Source organism: Parafrankia sp. EUN1f (genome assembly GCF_000177675.1).
Classification (GTDB): Bacteria; Actinomycetota; Actinomycetes; order Frankiales; family Frankiaceae; genus Parafrankia.
This window is the reverse complement of record NZ_ADGX01000017.1, coordinates 48650-70595: the sequence shown is the minus strand read 5'-3', so window position 1 is coordinate 70595 and position 21946 is coordinate 48650. Positions and strand designations below refer to the sequence as shown.

19 protein-coding genes are annotated in these 21946 nt (G+C 70.8%); 13 read left to right on the top strand and 6 right to left on the bottom strand.

Features of this window, described 5'->3' with window-relative positions; translation table 11 throughout:
* Nucleotides 1-121 precede the first annotated feature (121 nt).
* The 4 genes from FREUN1FDRAFT_RS07435 (at nucleotide 122) to FREUN1FDRAFT_RS07420 (ending at nucleotide 3849) form a co-directional block, all read left to right on the top strand.
* A complete protein-coding gene (locus FREUN1FDRAFT_RS07435; protein ID WP_006539371.1) occupies nucleotides 122-1402 on the top strand; it encodes a sensor histidine kinase in 1281 nt (426 codons plus the stop codon).
* The gene (locus FREUN1FDRAFT_RS07430; protein WP_006539370.1) at nucleotides 1390-2037 is read left to right on the top strand and encodes a response regulator transcription factor; all 648 of its coding nucleotides are present in this window, start codon (nucleotides 1390-1392) and stop codon (nucleotides 2035-2037) included. The genes FREUN1FDRAFT_RS07435 and FREUN1FDRAFT_RS07430 overlap by 13 nt, the downstream gene beginning before the upstream one ends.
* Nucleotides 2038-2198: 161 nt before the next feature.
* Complete coding sequence (locus FREUN1FDRAFT_RS07425; RefSeq protein ID WP_157474414.1) at nucleotides 2199-2861, top strand: hypothetical protein; 663 nt, start codon at nucleotides 2199-2201, stop codon at nucleotides 2859-2861.
* A gap of 118 nt (nucleotides 2862-2979) precedes the next feature.
* Nucleotides 2980-3849, top strand: a complete 870-nt coding sequence (locus FREUN1FDRAFT_RS07420) for a toll/interleukin-1 receptor domain-containing protein (RefSeq protein ID WP_006539368.1) — start codon at nucleotides 2980-2982, stop codon at nucleotides 3847-3849.
* Here the strand turns inward: FREUN1FDRAFT_RS07420 and FREUN1FDRAFT_RS07415 are convergent.
* The 5 genes from FREUN1FDRAFT_RS07415 to FREUN1FDRAFT_RS07395 all read right to left on the bottom strand — a co-directional run bounded on the left by FREUN1FDRAFT_RS07415 (nucleotide 3777) and on the right by FREUN1FDRAFT_RS07395 (nucleotide 10296).
* Nucleotides 3777-5300 (bottom strand): toll/interleukin-1 receptor domain-containing protein, encoded by a 1524-nt coding sequence (locus FREUN1FDRAFT_RS07415; RefSeq protein ID WP_006539367.1) that lies wholly within the window; start codon nucleotides 5298-5300, stop codon nucleotides 3777-3779. The two genes, FREUN1FDRAFT_RS07420 and FREUN1FDRAFT_RS07415, sit on opposite strands and share 73 nt — an antisense overlap.
* The gene (locus FREUN1FDRAFT_RS39565) at nucleotides 5281-6303 is read right to left on the bottom strand and encodes a hypothetical protein (RefSeq protein ID WP_198144263.1); all 1023 of its coding nucleotides are present in this window, start codon (nucleotides 6301-6303) and stop codon (nucleotides 5281-5283) included. Before FREUN1FDRAFT_RS39565 ends, FREUN1FDRAFT_RS07415 begins: the two co-directional genes overlap by 20 nt.
* A gap of 674 nt (nucleotides 6304-6977) precedes the next feature.
* Complete coding sequence (locus FREUN1FDRAFT_RS07405; RefSeq protein ID WP_006539365.1) at nucleotides 6978-7694, bottom strand: ABC transporter permease; 717 nt, start codon at nucleotides 7692-7694, stop codon at nucleotides 6978-6980.
* Complete coding sequence (locus FREUN1FDRAFT_RS07400; protein ID WP_006539364.1) at nucleotides 7691-9364, bottom strand: ABC transporter permease subunit; 1674 nt, start codon at nucleotides 9362-9364, stop codon at nucleotides 7691-7693. The genes FREUN1FDRAFT_RS07405 and FREUN1FDRAFT_RS07400 overlap by 4 nt, the downstream gene beginning before the upstream one ends.
* Complete coding sequence (locus tag FREUN1FDRAFT_RS07395) at nucleotides 9361-10296, bottom strand: ATP-binding cassette domain-containing protein (protein ID WP_006539363.1); 936 nt, start codon at nucleotides 10294-10296, stop codon at nucleotides 9361-9363. Before FREUN1FDRAFT_RS07395 ends, FREUN1FDRAFT_RS07400 begins: the two co-directional genes overlap by 4 nt.
* 86 nt (nucleotides 10297-10382) lie before the next feature.
* Between FREUN1FDRAFT_RS07395 and FREUN1FDRAFT_RS07390 the strand changes: the two genes are divergently transcribed.
* Together FREUN1FDRAFT_RS07390 and FREUN1FDRAFT_RS07385 are read left to right on the top strand one after the other, a co-directional pair.
* On the top strand, nucleotides 10383-11045 hold the full coding sequence (locus FREUN1FDRAFT_RS07390; protein ID WP_006539362.1) for a response regulator transcription factor: 663 nt from the start codon (nucleotides 10383-10385) through the stop codon (nucleotides 11043-11045).
* Nucleotides 11045-12169, top strand: a complete 1125-nt coding sequence (locus FREUN1FDRAFT_RS07385) for a HAMP domain-containing sensor histidine kinase (protein WP_006539361.1) — start codon at nucleotides 11045-11047, stop codon at nucleotides 12167-12169. Before FREUN1FDRAFT_RS07390 ends, FREUN1FDRAFT_RS07385 begins: the two co-directional genes overlap by 1 nt.
* Nucleotide 12170: 1 nt before the next feature.
* Here FREUN1FDRAFT_RS07385 and FREUN1FDRAFT_RS07380 read toward each other — a convergent pair whose 3' ends face one another.
* A complete protein-coding gene (locus FREUN1FDRAFT_RS07380) occupies nucleotides 12171-13118 on the bottom strand; it encodes a TauD/TfdA family dioxygenase (RefSeq protein WP_006539360.1) in 948 nt (315 codons plus the stop codon).
* A gap of 347 nt (nucleotides 13119-13465) precedes the next feature.
* Between FREUN1FDRAFT_RS07380 and FREUN1FDRAFT_RS07375 the strand changes: the two genes are divergently transcribed.
* From FREUN1FDRAFT_RS07375 to FREUN1FDRAFT_RS07345, 7 genes are all read left to right on the top strand, one after another.
* The gene (locus FREUN1FDRAFT_RS07375; protein WP_006539359.1) at nucleotides 13466-13876 is read left to right on the top strand and encodes an Rrf2 family transcriptional regulator; all 411 of its coding nucleotides are present in this window, start codon (nucleotides 13466-13468) and stop codon (nucleotides 13874-13876) included.
* Nucleotides 13877-14339: 463 nt separating this feature from the next.
* Nucleotides 14340-15386 (top strand): sulfate ABC transporter substrate-binding protein, encoded by a 1047-nt coding sequence (locus tag FREUN1FDRAFT_RS07370; RefSeq protein WP_035950600.1) that lies wholly within the window; start codon nucleotides 14340-14342, stop codon nucleotides 15384-15386.
* A gap of 4 nt (nucleotides 15387-15390) precedes the next feature.
* Complete coding sequence (gene cysT, locus FREUN1FDRAFT_RS07365; RefSeq protein WP_006539357.1) at nucleotides 15391-16239, top strand: sulfate ABC transporter permease subunit CysT; 849 nt, start codon at nucleotides 15391-15393, stop codon at nucleotides 16237-16239.
* 49 nt (nucleotides 16240-16288) lie between these two features.
* Entirely contained in the window at nucleotides 16289-17125 is an 837-nt protein-coding gene (locus FREUN1FDRAFT_RS07360; protein WP_050795768.1) for a sulfate ABC transporter permease, read from the top strand.
* Nucleotides 17122-18144 carry a sulfate/molybdate ABC transporter ATP-binding protein gene (locus FREUN1FDRAFT_RS07355; protein ID WP_006539355.1) on the top strand — a complete coding sequence of 341 codons (1023 nt, stop codon included), beginning with the start codon at nucleotides 17122-17124 and terminating at the stop codon, nucleotides 18142-18144. The genes FREUN1FDRAFT_RS07360 and FREUN1FDRAFT_RS07355 overlap by 4 nt, the downstream gene beginning before the upstream one ends.
* Before the next feature lie 781 nt (nucleotides 18145-18925).
* Complete coding sequence (locus tag FREUN1FDRAFT_RS42895) at nucleotides 18926-20302, top strand: vanadium-dependent haloperoxidase (protein ID WP_006539354.1); 1377 nt, start codon at nucleotides 18926-18928, stop codon at nucleotides 20300-20302.
* A 70-nt stretch (nucleotides 20303-20372) separates the two neighbouring features.
* Nucleotides 20373-21800: a sulfatase gene (locus FREUN1FDRAFT_RS07345; RefSeq protein WP_006539353.1), complete on the top strand. Its 1428-nt coding sequence runs from the start codon at nucleotides 20373-20375 to the stop codon at nucleotides 21798-21800.
* Nucleotides 21801-21946: the final 146 nt, after the last annotated feature.

Genomic DNA, 21946 nt, shown 5'->3' with positions numbered 1-21946 from the left:
CTACGTCGCACCGCCACCCGTCACGGGACCGGGCCGGCAGCCGCGAGTAGGGAAATCCCTACTCTCACGACGGCGGCAGGCGGGATGGCATCCTGGTGAGCGATTTCCTTACGGTGAGCACATGGTCAGGAAGCTGCTCTCGCCGTGGCGAACGGTGCGTACGTGGTACGGCGTCGTGCACGGCGTGCTCGACCTGTTCATCGGCATGGTCTCGTTCGTCCTTGTGATCACACTTCTGGCCGTCTCCGCCTCGCTGCTGATCGTTTTTCCGGTAGCGCTGCCGTTCGTCTGGTTGCTGTTCGTCAGCGCCGACATCATCGGAACACTGGAGCGGTCGCGGGCCTCCGCCCTGCTCGACATACACCTACCGTCACCGCACGCACCGTTCACCAGTCGCAACTGGTTGAGTCGCCTCGGTCAGCGGTCCAGGTCCGGCAGCCGCTGGCGCGAGATCGCCTACTGCCTGTTGCTGATGCCAATCGGAGTGATCCGGCTCGCGGTGCTGACCACGGTGTGGAGCGGATCCTTCGCGCTGTTGATCCTGCCGCTCTACCTCGGTGCGTTGCCGGGTGACAGCGCCGAGTTCGGCCTGTTCGAGCTGTCCGGCGTCGGTGGCGCGCTCGCCGGCGGCGTCACCGGGGCCATCGGGCTGCTGGTCGCCGCCCCCTGGGCAACCGTCGCTCTCACGACGGCCGATGGTCTGATCGTTCGCGCGCTCCTCGGTCCCTCGCCCGAAACCGAGCTGCGCGAGCAGGTCACGCGGCTCGAGGCCAGCCGCACCTCGGCCGAGGCCGGGCGGTCCGCCGCGGTCGACAGCGCCGAGGCCGAGCGGCGACGCATCGAGCGTGACCTGCACGACGGGGCGCAGCAACGACTCGTCGCGCTGGCGATGGACCTTGGCATGGTCCGGGAGAAGTTCGACCGGGACCCCGAACGCGCCCGCCAGCTCGTCACCAACGCACACCAGGAAGCCAAGGCCGCGCTGGCCGAGCTGCGTGATCTCGTCCGGGGCTTCCACCCGGCGATACTCGAGGACCGCGGCCTCGACGCGGCACTGTCCGCGGTGGTAGCCCGCTGCCCGATCCCCGTTCAACTCGACATCACGGTCGACCCCCGACCACCTTCCACCGTCGAGAGCGCGGCGTACTTCATCGTCGCCGAAGCACTCACCAACGTCACGAAACACTCGCAGGCCTCGGCGGCGAAGGTGTCGATAGCCCGGCGCGGCGACCTGCTCGTGATCGACATCAGCGACAACGGCCGCGGTGGCGCCACCCTGGCCGGGGGAACCGGCCTGCAGGGCCTCGACGAACGGGTGCGCGGGCTCGGCGGATGGATGCAGGTGCTGAGCCCGCCAGGCGGGCCGACCTCGGTTCTCGTCGAGCTGCCATGCGGATCGTGATCGCCGAGGACTCGGTGCTGCTGCGCGCCGGTCTCATCCGCCTGCTGGCAGACGCCGGCGAAGAAGTGATCGCGGCGGTGGGTGACGCCGCGCAGTTGGTCGAGGCGGTCGAGCGGCACGCCCCCGATCTGGCCATCGTCGACGTGCGCATGCCGCCGACGTTCGCCGACGAAGGGGTTCGTGCCGCGATCGAGGTCCGTCGCCGCTGGCCCGGCGTGGGCATCCTCGTCCTGTCGCAGTATGTCGAGGAGCGCTACGCCACCGACCTGCTCGCGGGCGACAACGGGAAGCTCGGCTATCTCCTGAAGGATCGGGTGGCCGATGTGGGCGACTTCGTCGAAGCGGTGCGGCGGGTCGGTGACGGTGACACGGTCCTCGACCCCGAGGTCGTCACGCAGCTGCTGGCGCGCAGCCGCCGCCGCGATCCGCTCGACCGGCTCACCGCCCGCGAGCGCGAGGTGCTGCAGCTCATGGCCGAGGGCCGCACCAACGGCGCCATCGCTCGTCACCTCGTCGTCAGCGACGGTGCGGTCGAAAAGCACGTTCGCGGCATCTTCGCGAAGCTCGACCTCGCACCCACCGACCACGACCATCGCCGTGTGCTCGCCGTACTCCAGTGGCTGGGGGCCCCGTGATCACAGAAACACGACCAGGCCCGGCGACGCGGCCTTCGAATCGCTCCGGTGCACGCGCGGCCTGGATCGCTCTCGGCAGCATCGTCGCCGTCACGACGCTCGTGTACGGCGCCTTCTCGTACATGCAGCTGTGGGCCGTCGACCGCTCAAGCACGCGTGGCGTGTTCACTCAGGATGTCCGCTCGCTCGACGTGCGCAACGGCGCCGGAAGCACACGCATCGTGGCATCCGAGGCCGATGAGATCGTGGTCGAGGCGAAGGTCACCTACGGCCTGCGGAAGCCGACGAACGAGTCGTGGGTCGACGGTGAAAAACTCACGGTCCAGGCATCGTGTCACGCCTTCTTCAGCCAGTGGTGCGGCGTCGACTACACGATCCGTGTGCCCGCCGACGTCGTGGTCCACGTCCGCAGCTCGGGCGGTGGCGTGCGTGTCGAGGGGATCGACAGCGCGATCGACGTGTCGTCGTCCGGCGGTGGGGTGCGGGTCGACGACGTGCGCGGGCCGTTGCGCCTTCGCTCCAGTGGCGGCGGGATCACCGGCCAGCGCCTGCGGTCCGAGCTGGTCGACGTGTCGTCGAGCGGCGGCGGTGTGCGCCTCACCTTCGCCGCGCCCCCGAGCGACGCGGTGGTGCGATCGTCGGGCGGCGGGGTCACCGTGGTGGTGCCCGACACCGGCGAGCCGTACGACATCCACGCCTCGTCGAGCGGCGGATCGGTCCGCACCAGCGGCGTTCGCCACGATCCGTCCAGCCCGAGCCGGATCGATGTCGGTTCGAGCGGTGGCGGCGTGACCGTGCGCTACCCGGACGACCCACACGACTGACGACCTGTCGGGAGGCGAGCGACGCGAGGCTTGTTGTCGAGATCCGTCCCGTTCTCACCCGATACTGGCATCGAGCGCCGGGCTGCCTGCGCGAGGCCGACGGGAGAACGGTGACATCGTGACGACGAACGTGCCGGGCACGCCGGACTTCCCGCGAACGGCTCCCCCGCCCGTGGCGCCGCCCGCCGGTTGGCCAGCTGGCGATCTCCCCCTGAGCCGGGAGGACCTGCAACGGTTCCGGACGGCACTGGCAGCCGTCGCGCCGGACCGGACGTCGGCGGAGATGCTGCTCGTCGAGATCGACGTCCCGCGGACACGCCTACCGTCGTTCCACAGCACCCCGGAGCACGCCTGGTTCGAGGTTTTCCAGACGCTTGAGGCCGGAGTGGTCGCCCAGCCCTGCCGGCGTCTGCTGGCGGCTGTCCTCGTCCGCTACCCGGCCAATCCCGTCTTCCTCGATCTTCATGACCGCCATGTGGCCGGCCGGCCAGGGGATGCCACGGGGTCACCAATCGCCCCGGCCCGCACGTCATCACTGCTGCCAGCGCCACCGCCGACCGTGTTCCTGTCACATGACCGGGCAGACCAGGGCAAGGTCCAGGCGTTGGCCGACCTGCTGACGGAGGAAGGCCTCACCCCGTGGGTCGGCTCCGAGCAGGTGACCGGGGGCTCCCGGCGGGATCTGGCCGTTCGCCGCGCGGTGCTGGACTGCGACTTCTTCGTGCCGTGCCTGTCAGCCGCGGCGCTGGCCCGACCCAGCCAGCTCCACCGTGAGATCAGGATCGCGCTCGATCACGCGGACGAACTACCCGACCACGAGGTGTTCATCGTGCCCGCGCGACTCGACGAGTGCGACCCCCCATCGGCTCTACAGGAGTACCAGGGGGTCGACCTGTTCAGGCCGGGCGGTTTCCGTCAGCTGGTCCGTGCACTGCGCGCGCCGACACCGAGCGCCCGCAACAGGCGTTCCGGGCCGTCGGGCTGGTAGAACCGAACCGGTTCGAGATGGTCGAGCCGGACGGGCAGCGCGCAGTGCTCGTCCAGCAGGACCGGTACGACGAAGATTCGGCCTTCCGGCATCTCCTCGGCCACGTCGAGTGCCAGGCGAAGCTGCCGGTGCAGATCCCCGGCCTGGTCTACGGATCTCGTTGACAGGCACACCAGGACGAAGCCGCTCTGCCGGATCGTCCGCCGCATCTCGAGCCGGCGGTCGGCCCCTCCGAGCAGATCGACGTTCGCCCGCCAGGGGTGGAGGCCCGCCAGCGTCAGGTGCCCTTCGACGAGGCTGGCCGCCCGCTCGTCGGACTCGTCGTGGGCGATGACCACGGTGAAGGGAGCGCCGACGCCTTCGGCCGCCGTCCGGCGCCGAAGCGGCCCGTCGAACAGTGGACGGCGGCCAGCGGCCTCGTGCGGCAACCGGAACACGGCCGCGGTCTCGGTCAGGTCGGCGATCTCCGTGAGGAAGCGCTCCGCCGAGGCCATGGTGCCCGGTGGGACACCCAGGGCATAGGTGCGGTCCAGCCAGTCGAGGCTCATCGTCGTGATGTTGGTCCACGCTGTGTGCAACTCGTCGCCCAGCGGGCGGGCAACCGCCGCCCCGCCGGCGAACCCGGTGCCCGCCACCGCCGGAGTGATGGCTGCGGCAGCCCGCTCGCCCAGGTCCGAGCCGATCGGCGCGGCGGACGCCAGTGAGATCCGGACGCGAAAGACCTGGTCGACGTAGCGGCGCACCGCCGCTTCGTACAGCGGCCGCGCCGCCACGGCGAACTGGTCCGCGGGGAACGGCCGCGGACTCACCGGCGACGTGGCGTCCCTGGAGAGGGCGGCGTACTGCCCGGCCAGTGTTGCCAACGCCGCCTTCTCACCCGGCTTCAGCCGGTACGGCTCGATGCAGACGCCCAGCAGCGTGCCTTCCGGCCTTGCCAGCAGCTGTTCCCAGATCGCCTGCCAGTCGCCGCCGCCGGTGTAGGGCGAGACGGCGACACACGCCCTGCGCTCCGCCCGCCGCGACCAGGACCAGGCAACAGCCTTGCGGATCTCGACCATTCCCTCGCCGCGCGGGCGCAGCGGAGCCAGCAGGTACGCGACCGCGGCCGAGTCGAGCACCGGCGTGACGCGGACATGGGCCGGCGCGGCGGCCAGCCGGTCCCGCAGCGTCAGCGCCCGGCGGACGGCGGAGCGCCGGTCGAGGTCGTAGGTCTGCGCGAGCAGAACACAGGTCAACCACTCCGAGCCCGGGAAGGCTATGTACCGGACCTCGAAACGCATGGGGCCGGCGACATCCCACAGCCCGGCCAGCCACACCTGCTCCGCCGCAGCCGCCTCGGCGGCACCGACCCCTACCGGCCTGACCGGCTCGACCTCCGCGGCGGCCCAGGCCCAGTGACCACCCGCGGCGCCGGAGACCACGTGGACGCCGTCATCTCGTCCGGTAGTCATCGCCGTCGTTCCCGCGACCGAACACGTTGCCGGTATCCGGCCCGACCGGGGCACCCGGCGGCCAGCTCGAGGCGCGCTCAGAAGCCCACCCGGGCCCGCCTTCCGGTACCTCGCTCGGAGGCGGGGACGGAGGCGGTGGGAACGGCGGCGGTGGGAACGGCGGCGGTGGGAACGCCTGCTGGTCAGCCGTGACGGGATCATGCTGCGGCATCGGAGCGTACGTCGCTGCCTGGTGTGATGTATCCGGCCAGCTCGGCCCCGACTGGTGGATCTGCTGTGACGGTCGGGGCGCCGGCTGGACCAGAGGCGGCTGAACGAGAGGCGGCTGGAAGGGGGACGGTGCCGTGCTCGGCGCCGTCGGAATGCTGCTGCGTTCGTGCGGGTGCGGGAAACCGAACTCGAGCGGCACGTCGCGCTGCTCGTAGGCGACGAACAGCCCTTCCCTACAGGCGGCGTGCACAGCCTCCCGCATGGCCCTCGGGCGCTCGGTGCGCAGCATACGCAGCTCAGGACCGTTGCGCCCGAGCACGCCGCCGAGGAGGTCGGCATAGAACTGCCATATCAACTGACCGCCGCGGCGCGAGCGCCACATCATCCAGCCGAGATACAGGCTCGTGCCGTACGCGAAGACCGAGACGTACGTGACGTAGAAGTTCTCCTGCAACACGAGACGATAGCGCACACCGTCACGCGGCGACCCGGTTTGGAACGGCCTTACCTCAGGGTTGATCGGCATCCTGCGCATCCGAAGCGCACCGGCGATCTGACTATAGGTCGACGTCGCGCTGTCAGCCCGGTCAGCGAGAAGAACCCGCCATTCCGCGACCGGCTCGGGAACACGCATCCCCAGCAGCACCACAGCGAAGCTGATGACGGAAACCAGCGATCCGAAAAGCATAAGCCCTTCGGCGGAGCTCTCGCTGCCAGCGGCCGCCACGAACAACGCGAAAGCGAGGAAGACCAAGAAGACAACTGCGCTCGCGACGGTGGCGTTCAGCCCCATCCAGAACAGCACCCGAACGCTGACGCTCTCGTCCAGAGCAGTTTCGACATCGCCGTACCTGAGCGTCTTGTCCAGGTATGCAACATCGGAATTGCCGCCGTTCCAGCCTGGGACCGGTACCGCCCACCGTGGCGGCACATCCGACTGCGAACCATGCTGATCGACCATTGTGGCCCCGTTCCACCTCAGTCGCTCCACCTGCGATCAGGCGACCCGGCCCCTGACAGGCCGATCGCCGATGTCGCGATTTTACGTCCCTTTCTGAGCACGCTCGCCACGAGGGCCGGGTGAGCGGATTCGCACCGCCGGAAATTGTCAGACCGAGCACGGTCGAGGTCGCCACCAAATCCACCCGCGCGTTGCCGGCGACAGGCCCGAATGTCCGAAGCCCCACGCGGCGGCCCCGATGGGTGGATTCCGTCCGTCGACCGCATGCCCGCAGGTCGCAGGCCCGGTGACCATAAAGGCCCTACGCAGGCTCGCCGAGCCGACACGCGAGCCGATCCGATGACACTGCACCGCAACACCTGACCTGGGCGGAGCGCACCACGTTTGCCGAGTAGCTACCCGTAGGCCACTGCGAGGGTTTCCGGTGGAGTTCCCAGGACCTTCTCGCCGGTCTCCGGATGGGTGCGCACGACGAGGTGCTCCGCCAGTGACAGGCACAGGGCCCGTCAGGCGTCCCGGCGTTCCAGGAGCGCCGCGCCGGCGAGAAGTGCCCCGGCAGCCCACAGTGCCAGGACCCCGAGGCCCTTCCAGGGGCCGATGTCGAGGTCGGCGCCGGTCGCCTGCACCGCGAGCCCGGCGCTGGCCGGACCGATCTGGCGCAGGTGCCGCTGCCAGGCCGGGTCGGCGACCGCGGCGGTGACGATCGGCAGCACGTACAGGAGCGCGAGGACGGCCCCCACCCCGGCGGCGGAGCTGCGGACGCAGGTCACGATGCCGAGGCTCAGCAGGCCGATGAGGACCAGGTAGAGCACCGAGCCGACGGCCGGGCGCGCGGCGACGACATCCGCGGGCAGCAGCAGCCGGGCCACAAGGACGGAGCCTGCCACCGCGATGGTCGCCGCGGCTGCCAGCACGCCGGCGACGACCACCGCCTTGGCGGCCAGCACACGGCTGCGCCGGGGAACCGCCGTCAATGTCACCGTGACCAGGCCGGTGGCGTACTCGTCGCCCATCACCAGCGCCCCGAAGACCGCCACCACTGCCTGGCCGAGCAGCACCCCGGTCAGGCCCAGCTTCGGCAGGTCCGTGCCGGGCAGCGGGTCGGTGGCCGCGGCCACGGCCGCGCTGAGCGCGACCATGCTCACGACCATCGTGGCGAGCAGCGCGGGCAGGCCGGGTGATGTGCACGCCTTGGTCCACTCGGCGCGCAGCGCGTTCCTCATGCGTCCCGCCGGCGCAGCGCGACCGCGGCCACGGCGAGTGCCACCGCCGCCCATCCGGCGAGAACCGCGAGACCGGCCCACGGCGCGAGCGGGAAGTACCCGTCCGCCGGCGTGTAGAGGCCCGCCACCTGCGGGTATTCGGGCGCCGCCTGCTGCAGCGCGAATCCCGCGGCCGGGGTGACCCGCAGCAGCCACCGCGCGGCCTCGATGGGCAGGACCGTCACGGCGAGCAGGTACGGCAGCACGACGAGGACCACCGCCGCCGTGATGGCCGTGACGCCGCGGCGCAGCAGCGTGCCGAGGCCGAGCGCCAGGATCGCGGCCAGGGCGAGCAGGGCGGCGGTGCCGGCCACGACGCGCAGCTCCGTCAGCGTCGGCACCGGGTGGACGTACACCCCGTTGCCCCTCAGCACCCGCTGCCCGAGGACGACGACGGCCGCGGCGGCGGTGAGGCCCGTGACGACCATGGCCCCGCTGACGACAGCCGCCTTCGCGGCCAGCACCCGGACCCGGCCGGGGCTGGCCAGCAACGTCGTCCGCAGCAGCCCGCGGCGGTACTCGGCGGTGACGAAGACGCAGCCCACGACGACCGCCACGATCAGCCCGACGAAAGTGCCGACCAGCGTCTGGCTGATCGACACACCGAGCCCTGCCGCACCCGCGACGGCGGGGGCGATGTCGCCGGAGCCCCTCAGGCGCATGGTGTCACCGTCGCGTTCGAAGCCCTCGGCGCCGCTCCTCGGCCCGTCTCCGGAACCGCCGGGGCCGCCGGGGTCATCAGCGCCGCCAGGGTCGCCGGCGGCGCCAGGGTCGCCGGCGGCGCCAGGGTCGCCGGCGGCGCCGATGACGTCTGGCTGCCAGGCGGTGCCGGTCCAGCCGTCACCGGTCGCGAGGTGGTCGAAGGTTCCCGTCGCCTGGCTCGGCCCGCCCATGGCACCGGACGCCAGCCCCGCGTGGACCTCCTCGGTGTACTGCGGCGACGTGACGAACAGCCCCACCTGGGCGGTCGCCGGCAGGCCGGGCAGCCGGGCGGTGCCGATGGTGACCCACCGGACGCCGTCGGCCGACTCGGCACCGGTGACGGTGTCCCCGGCCCGGCTCAGCCGCAGCCAGCGCGGGTGGGCCGCGGTGGCGGCATCCGGCCCGCCGGCGAGGTCGTGGGTGTAGTCGTACTGCATCCGGGCGCCGTGGGCGCCGGTCATCATGACCGCGGCGTAGGTCGAGCCCTGGCCGGTGTCCGCCTTGACGATCAGGCCGGCCTTGGCCCACGGCGCGACCCCGTGCCTCGGCCCGTCCGTGCCGCCTCGGCCGCTCCGGCTGTTCGGGTCACCCGTGCCGTTCGGGCCGTTCGGGTCCCCTGTGTCACCGCGGCCGTGCGGGTCGCCGCCCGGGAGGATGCCGGTCATGCCGGTCACCCGGACGGTGATGCTGCCGTCCCCGGTGAGTGCCTGGTGAAGGAACGTGAAGCTGTCCGTCACCTCCTCACCACCGGGACCCAGCGGAAGCTCGCACCCGGAGCTGAGGCCGTGTTTTCCACACGTCCCCTCCATCCCGGGCATCACCCCGAGCGCCACGATGAGCCCGGCGGCGGCGACGGTGGCGAGCACCCAGCCACGGACGGTCCGGAACTTCGTCCACTCGGCGCGCAGCGTGTTCGCGAAGCCGTTCACCGTCCCTCCCCCGCCACGGTGGCCCGGTACTCCACCGCGTCCCGGGTGAGGTTCAGGTAGGCGTCCTCCAGCGTCGCCCGATGGGCGGTGAGCTCGGAGAACGGCACGCCGTGCCGGCCGAGCAGCCCGGCGATCTCCTCGGCCGACAGACCGGCCACCACGAGGGCGTCTGCCCCGGCCGGCGTGACGGAGCCGACGCCCGCGGCCAGGACCGCCGCCTCCAGGACCGCCGCCGCCGGGCCGCCCGCGGTCGTCCGCACCGTGACCCGGCCGTCCGACACCGCGGCCAGCAGCTCCGCGACGCCGGCGTCGGCGAACACCTTGCCGCGGCCGACGACGACCACACGGTCGGCGATGTCCTCCAGCTCGTTCATCAGGTGGCTGGAGACCAGGACCGCACGCCCGTCGTCGGCGAGCGCCCGGGTGAAGCGGCGCATCCAGATGATTCCTTCGGGGTCCATGCCGTTGAACGGCTCGTCGAGCATGAGCGCGGGCGGGTCGCCGATCAGCGCGGCGGCGATGCCGAGCCGCTGCCGCATGCCGAGGGAGAACCCGCCGACCCGGCGACGGGCGACGGATGTCAGCCCCGCCTCCTGGAGAACCTCGTCGACGCGGCGCGCGCCGAGCCCCTGGGAGTGGGCGAGCCACAGCAGGTGGTTGCGAGCGGTGCGGCTCGGGCCGACGGCGGAGGCGTCGAGGAGCGCGCCGACGTGCCGCAGCGGGTTGCGCAGCTCGCGGTACGGGCGCCCGCCGATGAGGGCCTCGCCGGAGTCGGCGGTGTCGAGGCCGAGGATGACTCGCATCGTGGTCGACTTGCCCGCGCCGTTTGGCCCGACGAAGCCGGTTACCTGCCCCGCCGGGACGGTGAAGGTCATCCCGTCGAGCGCGGTGACCGCACCGAACCGTTTCCGTAGGCCGTTCACGTTGATCATAGGGGGATTTCTAGCCACCCCGCGGTGTCAGGCCGGTGCCGCCGGACGACACCGGGCTGACACCGCCCGCCTGGGATGGTGGTGCGATGCGCGTCCTGGTGGTGGAGGACTTCGAGATCCTGGCCCGTGCGGTCCGGAGCGGGCTGCGGCGCGAGGGGATGGCGGTCGACGTCGCGCCCGACGGCGACGACGCACTGGCGCGCCTCGCGGCCACTCGGTACGACGTGGTGGTGCTCGACCGCGACCTTCCCGGTACGCATGGTGATGATGTGTGTCGGCGGATCGTCGCCACGTGCCCGGCCAGCCGGGTCCTCATGCTGACCGCGTCGAGCACGGTCCGGGACCGGGTCGACGGGCTCGGTCTGGGCGCCGACGACTACCTCACGAAACCGTTCGACTTCGCGGAGCTGGTCGCCCGGGTCCGCGCGCTGGCTCGACGGCCGACCGCGCTGGTTCCGCCGGTGCTGGAACACGGCGACCTGACCCTCGACCCGGGCCGACGGGTCGCGTCGCGAGCAGGGCGGCGCCTCGACCTCAGCCCCAAGGAGCTCGCGCTGCTGGAGTGCCTGCTCGCCGCCGCGGGACGTCCGGTGCCTGCCGAGGAGCTGCTGGAACGGGTGTGGGACGAGGCGGCGGACCCGTTCACGACGGCGGTGAAGACGACGGTCCGCCGGCTGCGGGCGAAGCTCGGTGATCCCCCGGTGGTCCACACGGTGCGCGAGGGCGGCTACCGGATCGGCGAGCATTGATGGCCCGGCGCCGGCGGCTGCGGACGCAGCTGATGCTGCTCTACGCCATCCCCTTCTTCGTGTCCGGAGCGACGTTGCTGACCGCGGCGCTGGTCGGGACGAGGGTGTCGGTGCCCGCGCCCGCGGCGGGTGAGCCGGTCAGCAGGGTCGGGCCCGCGGCGCGGCCGGACACGACGACGCAGTTCCCGTTCCTCATCTGGCTAGTGATCATGGTCGTGCTGGCGTTGGCCTCCATCGGCGTGGGCTGGCTGGTGTCGGCACGGTTCCTGCGGCCCCTGCGCGCGATCACCACGGCCGCACGGGAGATCTCGGCGAGCAACCTGCATCGCCGGCTGGGGCCCACCGGCCGCGCCGACGAGTTCGCGGAGCTCGCCGCGACCCTCGACGACCTCTTCGCACGCCTGGAGGCCTCGTTCGCGTCACAGCGGCGCTTCGTGGCCCACGCGTCGCATGAGTTGCGCACCCCGCTGGCAGCGCAACGTACCGTGCTCCAGGTCGCCCTCGCCGACCCCGGCACGACCATCGACTCGCTGCGCACCGCCTGCCAGGAGGTGCTGGGGCTGGGCACCGTCCAGGAGCAGCTGATCGACTCGCTGCTCACCCTGGCCAGCGGTCAGCAGGGCGTGGAGCGGCGGGAGTCGTTCGACCTGGCCGACCTCACCCGGCAGGTGCTCTCCCGCAGGCCGGCGATCCGGCCCACCGAGCTGACTGTCACCGCGTCCCTGGGCCCGGCACTGGTCTCGGGCGACCCGAGGCTCGTGGAGTGCCTGGTGGCGAATCTCGTCGACAACGCGATCCGCTACAACCGGCCGGGCGGCCTCGTCGAGGTAAGGACGACCACCACCGCGGGCGGGGCCAGCCTGATCGTCCGCAACTCGGGGCCGGTCGTGCCGCCACCGGAGGTGGGCCGGCTCTTCGAGCCGTTCCAGCAGCTGGACGGCCGGCGGATCCGGCACGGCGACGGGCACGGCCTGGGTCTCGCGATCGTGCGGGCCGTCGCCGACGCGCACGGCGCGACACTGATCGCGGCGGCCCGGCCGACCGGCGGGCTGGACATCGAGGCCATGTTCCCCGACCGCAGGGCCGGCGACGAGGACGTCGTGCGGAACAACCAGTCGCGGTAGCTCAGCGGGGTTCGTCGCCGCGCAGCGTGACGCGCTGGATCACGCGGTGAGCGTCGCCGAAGTCGCCTGCGACCGAGTGCTGGGTCGCGCGGTTGTCCCAGAAGCCGATGGTCCCCTCCTGCCAGTGGTAGCGCACCGTGAACTCCGGACGTACCGAGTGCTGGTAGAGGAACGCGAGCAGGGCATCGCTCTCTGCGCGGTCGAGCTCGGCGATGTGCGAGGTGAAGCCGGGGTTCACGAACAGCGACTTCTTCCCGGTCTCCGGGTGCGTGCGCACGACGGGGTGCGCGGCCGGCTCGAGCCTGACGAAGGTCTCGCCTTCCCAGCGCCCTTCGCCGACGAGGTCGAGGATGCCCTTGAACTGGGCCTCGCCGTCGTGCACGGCGGTCAGCGTGCCCAGGAACTCCTGCAGCGCCGGGCTGAGGGCGGCGAAGGCGGCTTCCTGGTTGGAGAACAGCGTGTCGCCGCCGGCCGGGGGCACCACGACCGCCCGCAGGATCGAGCCGAGCGGCGGGCGCTTCACAAAGGTGACGTCGGTGTGCCAGTCCAGTCCGCGCGAGACGGTGCCGACCCTGCCGTAGGCCGCGGCCAGCTCCCTGGCCTTGCTGTAGTCGATCTCGAACACCTCGGGCTGCCCGTCCAGGCCGGGGATGACCGGGTGGCCCTCGGTCGGCTCACCGAAGCGCCGCGCGAACGCGAGGTGCTCCGCCGGCGTCAGGTGCTGGCCCGGGAAGAACACGACCTTGTAGTGCAGCCAGGCCGCCCGCACCGCGGCGACCTCCCGGTCGTCGAGCGTGCGCACGTCGAGGCCCCGGATCTCGGCGCCGATGTTGCCCGAGAGCGGGACGATCTCGAACAGCGGCTCGGCCACCGCGGTCGCGGCCGCGGCCTGCTCCTGGCCCGCGGTGTCCGTACCCGCGCCGGTGCCTGTTTCAGCTGTGAGAGTCATGGCCTGGGTCTCCTTGGTCGGTCGGCCGGGGACCGGGTCGGAGAATAGTCCGCTATCTCGATCGGATTTGTCAAGATTGCCCGCCACCGCCGTCGGCGGGCTGCGATCCGTCCACACCGACACCGACGGGCCATACGCGTGGACACCGGGCCGACACCGTCGACGACGAGGTCCGGGGGGCTGCGGGCCCCTGGCCGCCACAGGACTGCAGCAACCTGCGGGTTGACAGGCAGGGCACCGACGGGTCAGCAATATTTAGTATATGCATCGAATAAGTAGACAAGCCTGGCAGCCATGCCAGGCTTGATCGCCGATGATCATGAACAACCCACGCGAGGAGTACAGCCGTGTACATCTCCGCTCGCGCCGAGTACGCCATCAGGGCGATGCTGGCCCTCGCCGTCGCGCACCCGGACCGGGTCGCCGCCCCCGCACTGGCCGCGAGCGAGGAGATCTCGCTCGCCTATCTGCAGGCGATCCTGCTGGATCTACGTCGAGCCGGGCTGCTGTTCAACCGACGGGGAGTTGACGGCGGATACAGCCTGGCCCGCCCGACCGACAGCATCACCGTCGGCGACATCCTTCGGGCCACCGGCGGAGCCCTGACAAGCGTTCGCGGCGAGCCGGCCGAGCGGGCCACCTACGGCGGGGCCGCCCGCGGGCTCAGCCGGGTCTGGCTGGCCGTGGACGCCGCCATCCACGAGGTTCTCGATCGAGCCACCCTCGCCGACGTGCTGGCCGACAAGGTCTCCGTCTAGCCGAAGCCGCCGGACACCAGGCGCCTGGCGCCTGGTGTCCGGCGCCAGGCCACCCGAACGGGTCGGATCGCCGCCACGGTGGTCTAATCACTACCGAACACGATCTCGCCCCGCCGAAGGGCGGGGTTTCGTCACCTACAGCATCCAGTTCGCCACCACTGGAAACCTAGCTTCACATCCTTACCAACCAACTCTTGCAAGTCGGTCGATTAGGTGGGATATCTAGTCCTGGTCAGCACGGGCGAGCCGATCTGTCACGCAGGTACACCGCAAGGTGTACCTGCGCGGCACCGTCATCTCGCCTGTCGCTCTTCCAGCGCGGGCCGCGGCAACGCGGCCCTACGGACAGCTCCCTGTGTCCATCCACACCATCAAGATCCGGTTTCTGCCGAGCCTCGGGCTCGGAGATTCGCACGCGCGCAGACAGGTGCCACAGCAGGCACCAGAGGAGGCCAGGTTTCCCATGAATATCCGGTTCAGAGCGGTGGCGGCTCTGGCCCTGGTCGCCAGCCTGGCGATCTCCGCGTGCGGAGGAGGCGATGACGACGAGGCGGGCAGCAGCAGCGGCGGCTCGGGCTCGTCCACGACGCTGCACATCGTCGGCTTCGCGGTGCCGGAGGCGGCGAACAAGGCCATCGCCACCGAGTGGAACAAGACCGAAGCCGGCAAGGGCGTGAAGTTCGAGACGTCCTACGGCGCCTCCGGCGACCAGAGCCGCGCGGTGGTGTCAGGCCTGAAGGCCGACTACGTCCATTTCTCCGTCGCCAGTGACGTCACCCGGCTGGTGGACGCCGGGCTCGTCGCCGACACCTGGGACGACGGCCCCACCAAGGGCATCGTGTCGTCGTCGGTCGTCGTGCTCGCGGTGCGCAAGGGCAACCCGAAGAACATCAAGGGCTGGGATGACCTGATCAAGCCGGGCATCGGCATCGTCACCCCCAACCCGGCCTCCTCCGGCTCCGCCCGGTGGAACGCGCTGGCCGCCTGGGGGCACATCTCCGCGAACGGCGGAACCGACGCCCAGGCCGAGGAGTACCTGACCAAGCTCTTCGCGAACGTGGTCTCGCTGCCGAGCAGCGGCCGTGACGCCACCACCGCCTTCCTGGGCGGCACCGGTGACGTTCTGCTCGCCTACGAGAACGAGGCCATCCTGGCCCGCCAGAGCGGCGAGGAGCTCGACTGGGTCGTCCCTGACACCACCATCCTCATCGAGAACCCCGGCGCCGTCCTCACCAAGGCCGACCCGAAGGCCAAGGAGTGGTACGACTTCGTGCTGAGCCCGGAGGGCCAGCGCCAGTTCGCGCTCAAGGGCTTCCGCCCGGTCATCGACGGAGTCAAGGTCGATGAGGTCGAAGGCGCGCTCGACCCGAAGAACCCGTTCCCGACGCCGAAGAAGCTGCTCACCGTCAAGGACGACTTCGAGAGCTGGTCGGCCCTGTCGAAGAAGTTCTTCGCCGAGGACACCGGCATCGTGGTCAAGGTGATCGCCGCCTCGGGCAAGGCCAAGTAGCACTGTGACATCGACAACCGTCACCGGGCGCCGATCCGCGGGAGACCGCGGGTCGGCGCCCGGCGGGCTGCCGCTGACCCGGGTGTCCGGTGTGGGCCTCGGCGTGGCCATGCTGTGGTTCAGCCTGCTCGTTCTCATCCCGCTGGCGGCGGTCGCGGTGACGGCGTCGGAAGGTGGCTGGAGCCAGTTCTGGCGCACGGTCACCCAGGAGCAGACCGCCGCCGCTATCGAGCTCACCGTCGGGACCGCCTTCCTCGTCACCCTGGTCAACATCGTGATGGGCACGGCGATCGCCTGGGTGCTGGTGCGGGACAGGTTCACCGGCAAGCGTGTCCTGGAAATCCTCATCGACATCCCGTTCGCGCTGCCGACAATCGTCGCCGGGCTGGTGCTGCTTTCCCTCTACGGCCCGAAGAGCCCGCTGGGTGTGAACATCGCCAACACCCGCACCGCGGTCTTCCTGGCCTTCCTGTTCGTCACGCTGCCGTTCGTCGTCCGCACCGTGCAGCCGGTGCTGGCCGAGCTCGACCGGGAGGCCGAGGAGGCGGCGGCCTCGCTGGGCGCGCGGCGGTTCACCATCTTCCGGCGGATCATTCTGCCGGGCCTGACCCCGGCCATCGCGGCCGGAGCCGCGCTGTCGTTCGCCCGCGGCGTCAGCGAGTACGGCTCACTGGTGCTGTTGTCCGGCAACCTGCCGATGCATACCGAGGTGGCGTCGGTGCGCATTCTCAGCAGCATCGAGAACGACAATCCCGAGAACGCGGCGGCGGTCGCGGTCGTCCTTCTGGCGATCTCGTTCGTCGTGATCGTCGCGGTGGACGTCCTGCAACGGAGGATGGTGCGCCGTGGCTGACACACCGACGATCGAAGCGACAGCCGACCACCCGGCCGAGCACGCGCCGCTGCCCGGCCGGGCCCGGCGGCGCGGCCGGCCACCGGTGGGCCGGTACGCGCTGCGGCTGGTCGTGATCGCCTATCTGTTCCTGCTCGTGGCGTGGCCGCTCTACCTCGTCGCGCAGAACACGTTCAAGGACGGCTTCGACGACCTGAGCGCCATTCTGGACGACCCCGACACCGTCCACGCGCTGCGGCTCACCCTCACGATCGCGGTCACCTCGGTGATCATCAACACGGTGTTCGGGGTGGGCATCTCGTTCCTCCTGGTCCGCTACCGTTTCCCGGGCAAGCGGCTGCTCAACGCCGTGCTGGACGTCCCGCTGTCGGTGTCGCCGATCGTGGTCGGGCTCGCACTGATCCTGGTCTACGGCGGCCGGGACGGCTGGTTCGGGCCGACCCTCGAGGACGCCGGTCTCCAGGTCATCTTCGCCACCCCGGGCATGATCCTGGCCACGACCTTCATCGCCCTGCCGCTGATGATCCGGGAGGTGGTCCCCGTCCTGGAGGAGGTCGGGGACGAGCAGGAGCAGGCCGCCCGCAGCCTCGGCGCGAACGCCGTCCAGACGTTTCGCCGCATCACCCTTCCCGCCATCAAATGGGGCGTGGTCTACGGCGTCGTGCTGAGCCTGGCCCGTGCCCTCGGCGAGTTCGGCGCCGTCAAGGTCGTCTCCGGCAACGTCTCCGGCGACACCCGAACCGCCACCCTCGTCGTCGAGGAGAAGTACCTGAACTTCGACCGGGGCGGTGCCTACGCCACCGCCTTCCTGCTCGCACTCGTCGCGGTGGCCTGCATCGTCGTCGTGTCCCTCATTCGTCCGAAGGATCCGAAGGAAAAGCGGTGAGCATCGAGATCACCAATGTCAACAAGCGCTTCGGCGACTTCGTGGCGCTCGACGACGTTTCCGTGAGCATTCCGACCGGCCAGCTCACGGCACTGCTCGGCCCGTCCGGCGGCGGCAAGTCCACGCTGCTTCGCATCATCGGCGGACTGGAGCAGGCCGACACCGGACGGGTCGTGATCGAAGGCGTCGACGCGACGGGCCTGCCGCCGCAGAAACGCAACGTCGGTTTCGTCTTCCAGCACTATGCCGCGTTCAAGCACCTGTCGGTGCGGCGCAATGTGGCCTTCGGCCTGGAGATCCGCAAACGGCCGAAGGCCGAGATCCGCTCGCGGGTGGACGAGCTGCTCGCCCTCGTGCATCTGGAGCAGTTCGCCGAGCGGCTTCCCTCACAGCTGTCCGGCGGTCAGCGCCAGCGGATGGCCCTGGCCCGCGCACTCGCCATCGAGCCGACGGTGCTGCTGCTCGACGAGCCGTTCGGCGCACTCGACGCCAAGGTCCGCCGGGAGCTGCGCGACTGGCTGCGCCGCCTGCACGACGAGGTGCACGTCAGCACCGTGTTCGTCACCCACGACCAGGAGGAGGCCCTCGAGGTCGCCGACGAGATCGTGGTCATCAACGAGGGGCGGATCGAGCAGATCGGGTCCCCGGACGACCTGTACGACCGGCCGGCGAACGACTTCGTCATGAGCTTCCTCGGCCCCGTCACCCAGCTCGGGGACAGGCTCGTCCGGCCGCACGACCTGCAGCTGCACAGCGGGGATCCGGCCGCGGGCGACATCAGCGGGCAGATCGCCCGCATCAACCGGATCGGCTTCGAGATCCGCGTCGACGTCGCCACCACCGGCGAGCCGAGCCAGGCCGTCGTGGTGACGCTGACCCGCAACGAGTTCCGCGCGCTGGGCCTCGACGTCGGCGCCGCGGTCAATATCCGGCTCGCCCCGGAGAGCCACACCACCCTGGCGCCACCCGCGCAACCCACGCCAGCCGACACCGCGAAAAGCCTCGCGTCCTCCCACTGAGCGCACGCGGCTTCGCGGGCGGGCGGGCGGGCGGGCCGGCCTCGGGCTCGGCTCGCCCGCCGAGGTCCCGTCCCCGGCGCAGGCCAACTCGCCGGCTGCGCATTTACCAGTCCGCAAGACCTGAAGATATTCGTCGCTCTGGAGCAGGTAGCAGAATCCCGAGCTTCGGACTTTGGCTGCTGCCGAGCAAGAGTTGAGGATTTTGGTCGTTCCGACAACCAAAATCCTCAACTCTTGCGGATTATCAAGCGACCCTTCGCCCCTTTTGTCTCTCTTGAGATGAATTGCCGGCGCGGCGCGAACGGTGCCGGGTCCCTGAAGGGTGGCCAGGCGGCGAGTGGACACGGGCCGTCAGGCCGATGCCGGTGGCCCCGGACCCTCGCCGCTTCTCGCGATTTTGCTACACGCCCTCCGACGCCAACATCCTCAGTTCTCGCCTGGAAGCAGCCGGCCAGCCGGGGTCGCCCGGCAGCGGCGATCTCGGCCGTTCCCACCCATCCGCTTCGACCAGACCCCTCGGCTCCGCGCGGTTAGCGCACGACAGCGATTCACCAAAATGTCGACCGAAAAAGTCGGGAATTGCCGTCGGGCGGGCACGGATCATGGGAGAGTCCGGGTATGCGCTCGTGTCTCCTCGTGGGTCGGCTGTATGTCGACTTCGGACGCGTGACGAGCGCGGCCTGTCACGGCCTCTGACGCACCTCGCCGCTCCCCCGTCAGCTCCGGCCCTCGATGCCGACTGCCCGAAGACGCATTCGTTCCTGCCTTCACGGAGACGACCGTGCCCTTGTCGCGCGCCCGTACCCGCCCGCTTGCGCGGGCCCTCCTTCTCACCGCCACGCTGGCCGCCGCCATGCTCGCCAGCACCACCACGACCGGAGCCGTCGCCGCACCGGCGCCCGCCGGCACAGGCACCGGGCCCGGCACGGATGTCGTGCTCGACTGGTACGACGTCACCGCGCAGACGGTCGCCGCGGCGGCCCTGCCAGCCCAGGTCGCCAACAGCCGGATCTGGGCCGTGAGCTGGCTGGCCGCCGACCGCGCCATCGCCAGCCGCCCCGGCGGATACGGAGGCTCCGGCGGGCACGGAGGCTCCGGCGGGCACGGAGGCTCCGGCGGGCACGGCGGGCATGCCAGCCCCGGCCGGAATGACACGGACTTCGCGACGGCGGCATTCGCGACCGCCATCCACGACGGGCTCGCCGCGCAGGTTCCCGCCCGCACCGCCGAGCTGGACGCGGCGCTGGCCGCCACGCTGGCGGACGTCCCCGACGGGAAGGACGAAACCGCCGGGGTCGAGGCGGGGCACCGCGCCGCCCGGGCCCTGCTCGCCGAGCGGACCGGTGACGGGCTGGACGTCGCCTCGGTGAACGCCCCCTACACCCCGCCGGCGGAGGCACCCGGGGTCTGGCGGCCGACGCCGCCGGCCTACGCTCCCGCCGTCGGGTCCGGGCAGGGCAAGGGGCGGACGTTCCTGCTCGGCCCGGCGAACCGGTTCCGTCCCGGGCCGCCGGACCCGCTCGGCTCGCCGGCCTACCAGCGCGACCTCGCCGAGGTCCGGGCCGTCGGGTCCGTCGACAGCACGGTGCGCACCGCGGAGCAGACCGACGTCGCGAAGTTCTGGGCCCAGTCGTCCCTCGCCGGCTACACCGCGATCCTGCGCGGACTCGTCGAGCAGGAGCGCGCGCGGCCGCTGGCCTGGAGGACGCATCTGGTCGCCACGTTCCACCAGGTGACCATCGACGCCCAGATCGCCGGGTACGAGGCGAAGTACGTCTACACCCGCTGGCGTCCCGTCACGGCCATCCGCTTCGCCGACACCGACGGCGACCCGACGACCGTCGCGGATCCGAACTGGACGCCGCTCATCGCGACCCCGGCGCATCCCGAATATCCCAGTGGCCACACCACCTATGCCGGTGCCGCGCAGCGGGTGCTGGAGGCGTTCACCGGCTCGGGCCCGGCGCGGCCGATCGCCGTCACCAGCGCCACCGCGCCCGGAGTCACCCGGACCTACAGCTCGTGGCGGCAGGCGACCCAGGACAACATCGACGCCCGGGTCTGGGAAGGCGTCCACTTCCGCCACACCGACGAGGTCGGCGCAGAGCTCGGCCGGACCGTCGCCGCCTACGACCTGCGCCGGATCAACCTCCGCTAGTCGGCGCGGGCGCGAAATCGCCCGTTGGAGCGGCCGACGGGCCTGAGCATCCCAGGAAGGGACGCGAAGAATGAACGAGGGAAATCCGGAGAGCTCCGAACACGCGCCGGGATCGACCAGCCGTCGAGGTTTTCTCGCCGGGTCGTTGGCGGCGGCGACCGCGGCGGCGACAGCCGGCCTGTCGACGATCCCGGGGCTCGTCTCGCCGGCGTCGGCGGCCACCCGGCCGAACATCCTGGTCATCGTCACGGATGACCAGCCCAAGGCGACGCAGTGGGCGACGCAGAAGACCTTCGACTGGATTGCCGAGCAGGGTGTCCGGTTCACCAACGCCCACTGCACGACCCCGCTGTGCGCGCCCTCACGCTCGTCGATCTTCTCTGGTCGTTACGCCCACAACCACGGGGTGCGGGTCAACGCGAACCCCGGAAACCTGGGCCAGAACACCACCGTCCAGCGCTACCTGACCCAGGCCGGCTACCGCACCGGGCTGTTCGGCAAGTACCTCAACGGCTGGGACATCAACGCCAGCCCGCCGCATTTCGAGGAATGGGCGCTGCTGAAGCCGAGCTACGTCGACGGCACCTACAACGTCAACGGCACGGTCCAGACGATCAATGGCTACACCACCAACGTCCTCAGGAACCGGACGCTGAGCTTCCTCGACAGGGCCGCGACCGACACGCGGCCGTGGTTCGCCTACGTCGCTCCGTACGCCCCGCATGGGCCCAACACGCCGGCCGCCCAGTACGCCGACACGGTCGTGCCGGAGTGGAACGGCCGGCCGGCGGTGCACGAGACCGACAAGAGCGACAAGCCGCCCTACGTGCAGAACTCGACCAGCACCCTCGCGGACGGCCAGGCGGTGCGGGAGCGGCAGCTGCGCACGCTGCTGTCCGTGGACGACGCGGTGCAGGCCTTCCGGGACAAGCTGGTGGCCCTCGGGCAGCTGGAGAACACGCTGGTCTTCTACGTCCCCGACAACGGGTTCCTGTGGGGCGACCACGGCCGGGTCGCCAAGTCGGTTCCCTACACGCCGGCCCACGAGCTGCCGTTCTACGTGTCCTGGCCGGGCGGCGGCCTGGGTTCCGGAACGGTCGACAACCGCATCGTCGCGCACATCGACATCGCCCCGACGATCCTCGACGCCGCGGGAATCACGCCGACCACCCCGCAGAACGGCTTCTCGCTGCTCTCCTCCTCCAGCCGCGACCACATCCTGACCGAATTCTGGAAGAAGGGCACCGCCGCCGGTGGTGTACCCACCTGGGCCTCTTATGTCAGCACCACCAGGCAGTACGTCGAGTACTACGACCTGCACGCCAATGCCAGCGGCCAGCAGGTCGGGACGGGGCAGGTGCTGTTCCGTGAGTACTACGACCTGGTGAACGACCCGGGCCAGCTGGTGAATCTCCTTTACAACGCGACGCCGGCGCAGGAGCAGGCTCTCGGAATCCCAGCCCTCGCCGCCCAGCTCACCGCCGACCGCGCGGCCTGACGGCCCGCGCAAGGCTCACCGGAGCTTTCTCCGTCGTCGACGCGGACTCGCGGAATCCCTGGCTGTGGGCGGTGAGACGGAGAAGGGTCACTGGTGGCGGTGGTCCGACCCCACGGGACGGGCCACCGCGACCGGTCCGACGACGA

Coding starts and splice junctions, on each gene's coding strand:
- FREUN1FDRAFT_RS07435 (WP_006539371.1), top strand. CDS start 122: ATGGTCAGGAAGCTGCTCTCGCCGTGGCGAACGGTGCGTACGTGGTAC.
- FREUN1FDRAFT_RS07430 (WP_006539370.1), top strand. CDS start 1,390: ATGCGGATCGTGATCGCCGAGGACTCGGTGCTGCTGCGCGCCGGTCTC.
- FREUN1FDRAFT_RS07415 (WP_006539367.1), bottom strand. CDS start 5,300: ATGACTACCGGACGAGATGACGGCGTCCACGTGGTCTCCGGCGCCGCG.
- FREUN1FDRAFT_RS39565 (WP_198144263.1), bottom strand. CDS start 6,303: ATGGGGCTGAACGCCACCGTCGCGAGCGCAGTTGTCTTCTTGGTCTTC.
- FREUN1FDRAFT_RS07405 (WP_006539365.1), bottom strand. CDS start 7,694: ATGAGGAACGCGCTGCGCGCCGAGTGGACCAAGGCGTGCACATCACCC.
- FREUN1FDRAFT_RS07395 (WP_006539363.1), bottom strand. CDS start 10,296: ATGATCAACGTGAACGGCCTACGGAAACGGTTCGGTGCGGTCACCGCG.
- FREUN1FDRAFT_RS07390 (WP_006539362.1), top strand. CDS start 10,383: ATGCGCGTCCTGGTGGTGGAGGACTTCGAGATCCTGGCCCGTGCGGTC.
- FREUN1FDRAFT_RS07385 (WP_006539361.1), top strand. CDS start 11,045: ATGGCCCGGCGCCGGCGGCTGCGGACGCAGCTGATGCTGCTCTACGCC.
- FREUN1FDRAFT_RS07380 (WP_006539360.1), bottom strand. CDS start 13,118: ATGACTCTCACAGCTGAAACAGGCACCGGCGCGGGTACGGACACCGCG.
- FREUN1FDRAFT_RS07370 (WP_035950600.1), top strand. CDS start 14,340: ATGAATATCCGGTTCAGAGCGGTGGCGGCTCTGGCCCTGGTCGCCAGC.
- FREUN1FDRAFT_RS07345 (WP_006539353.1), top strand. CDS start 20,373: ATGAACGAGGGAAATCCGGAGAGCTCCGAACACGCGCCGGGATCGACC.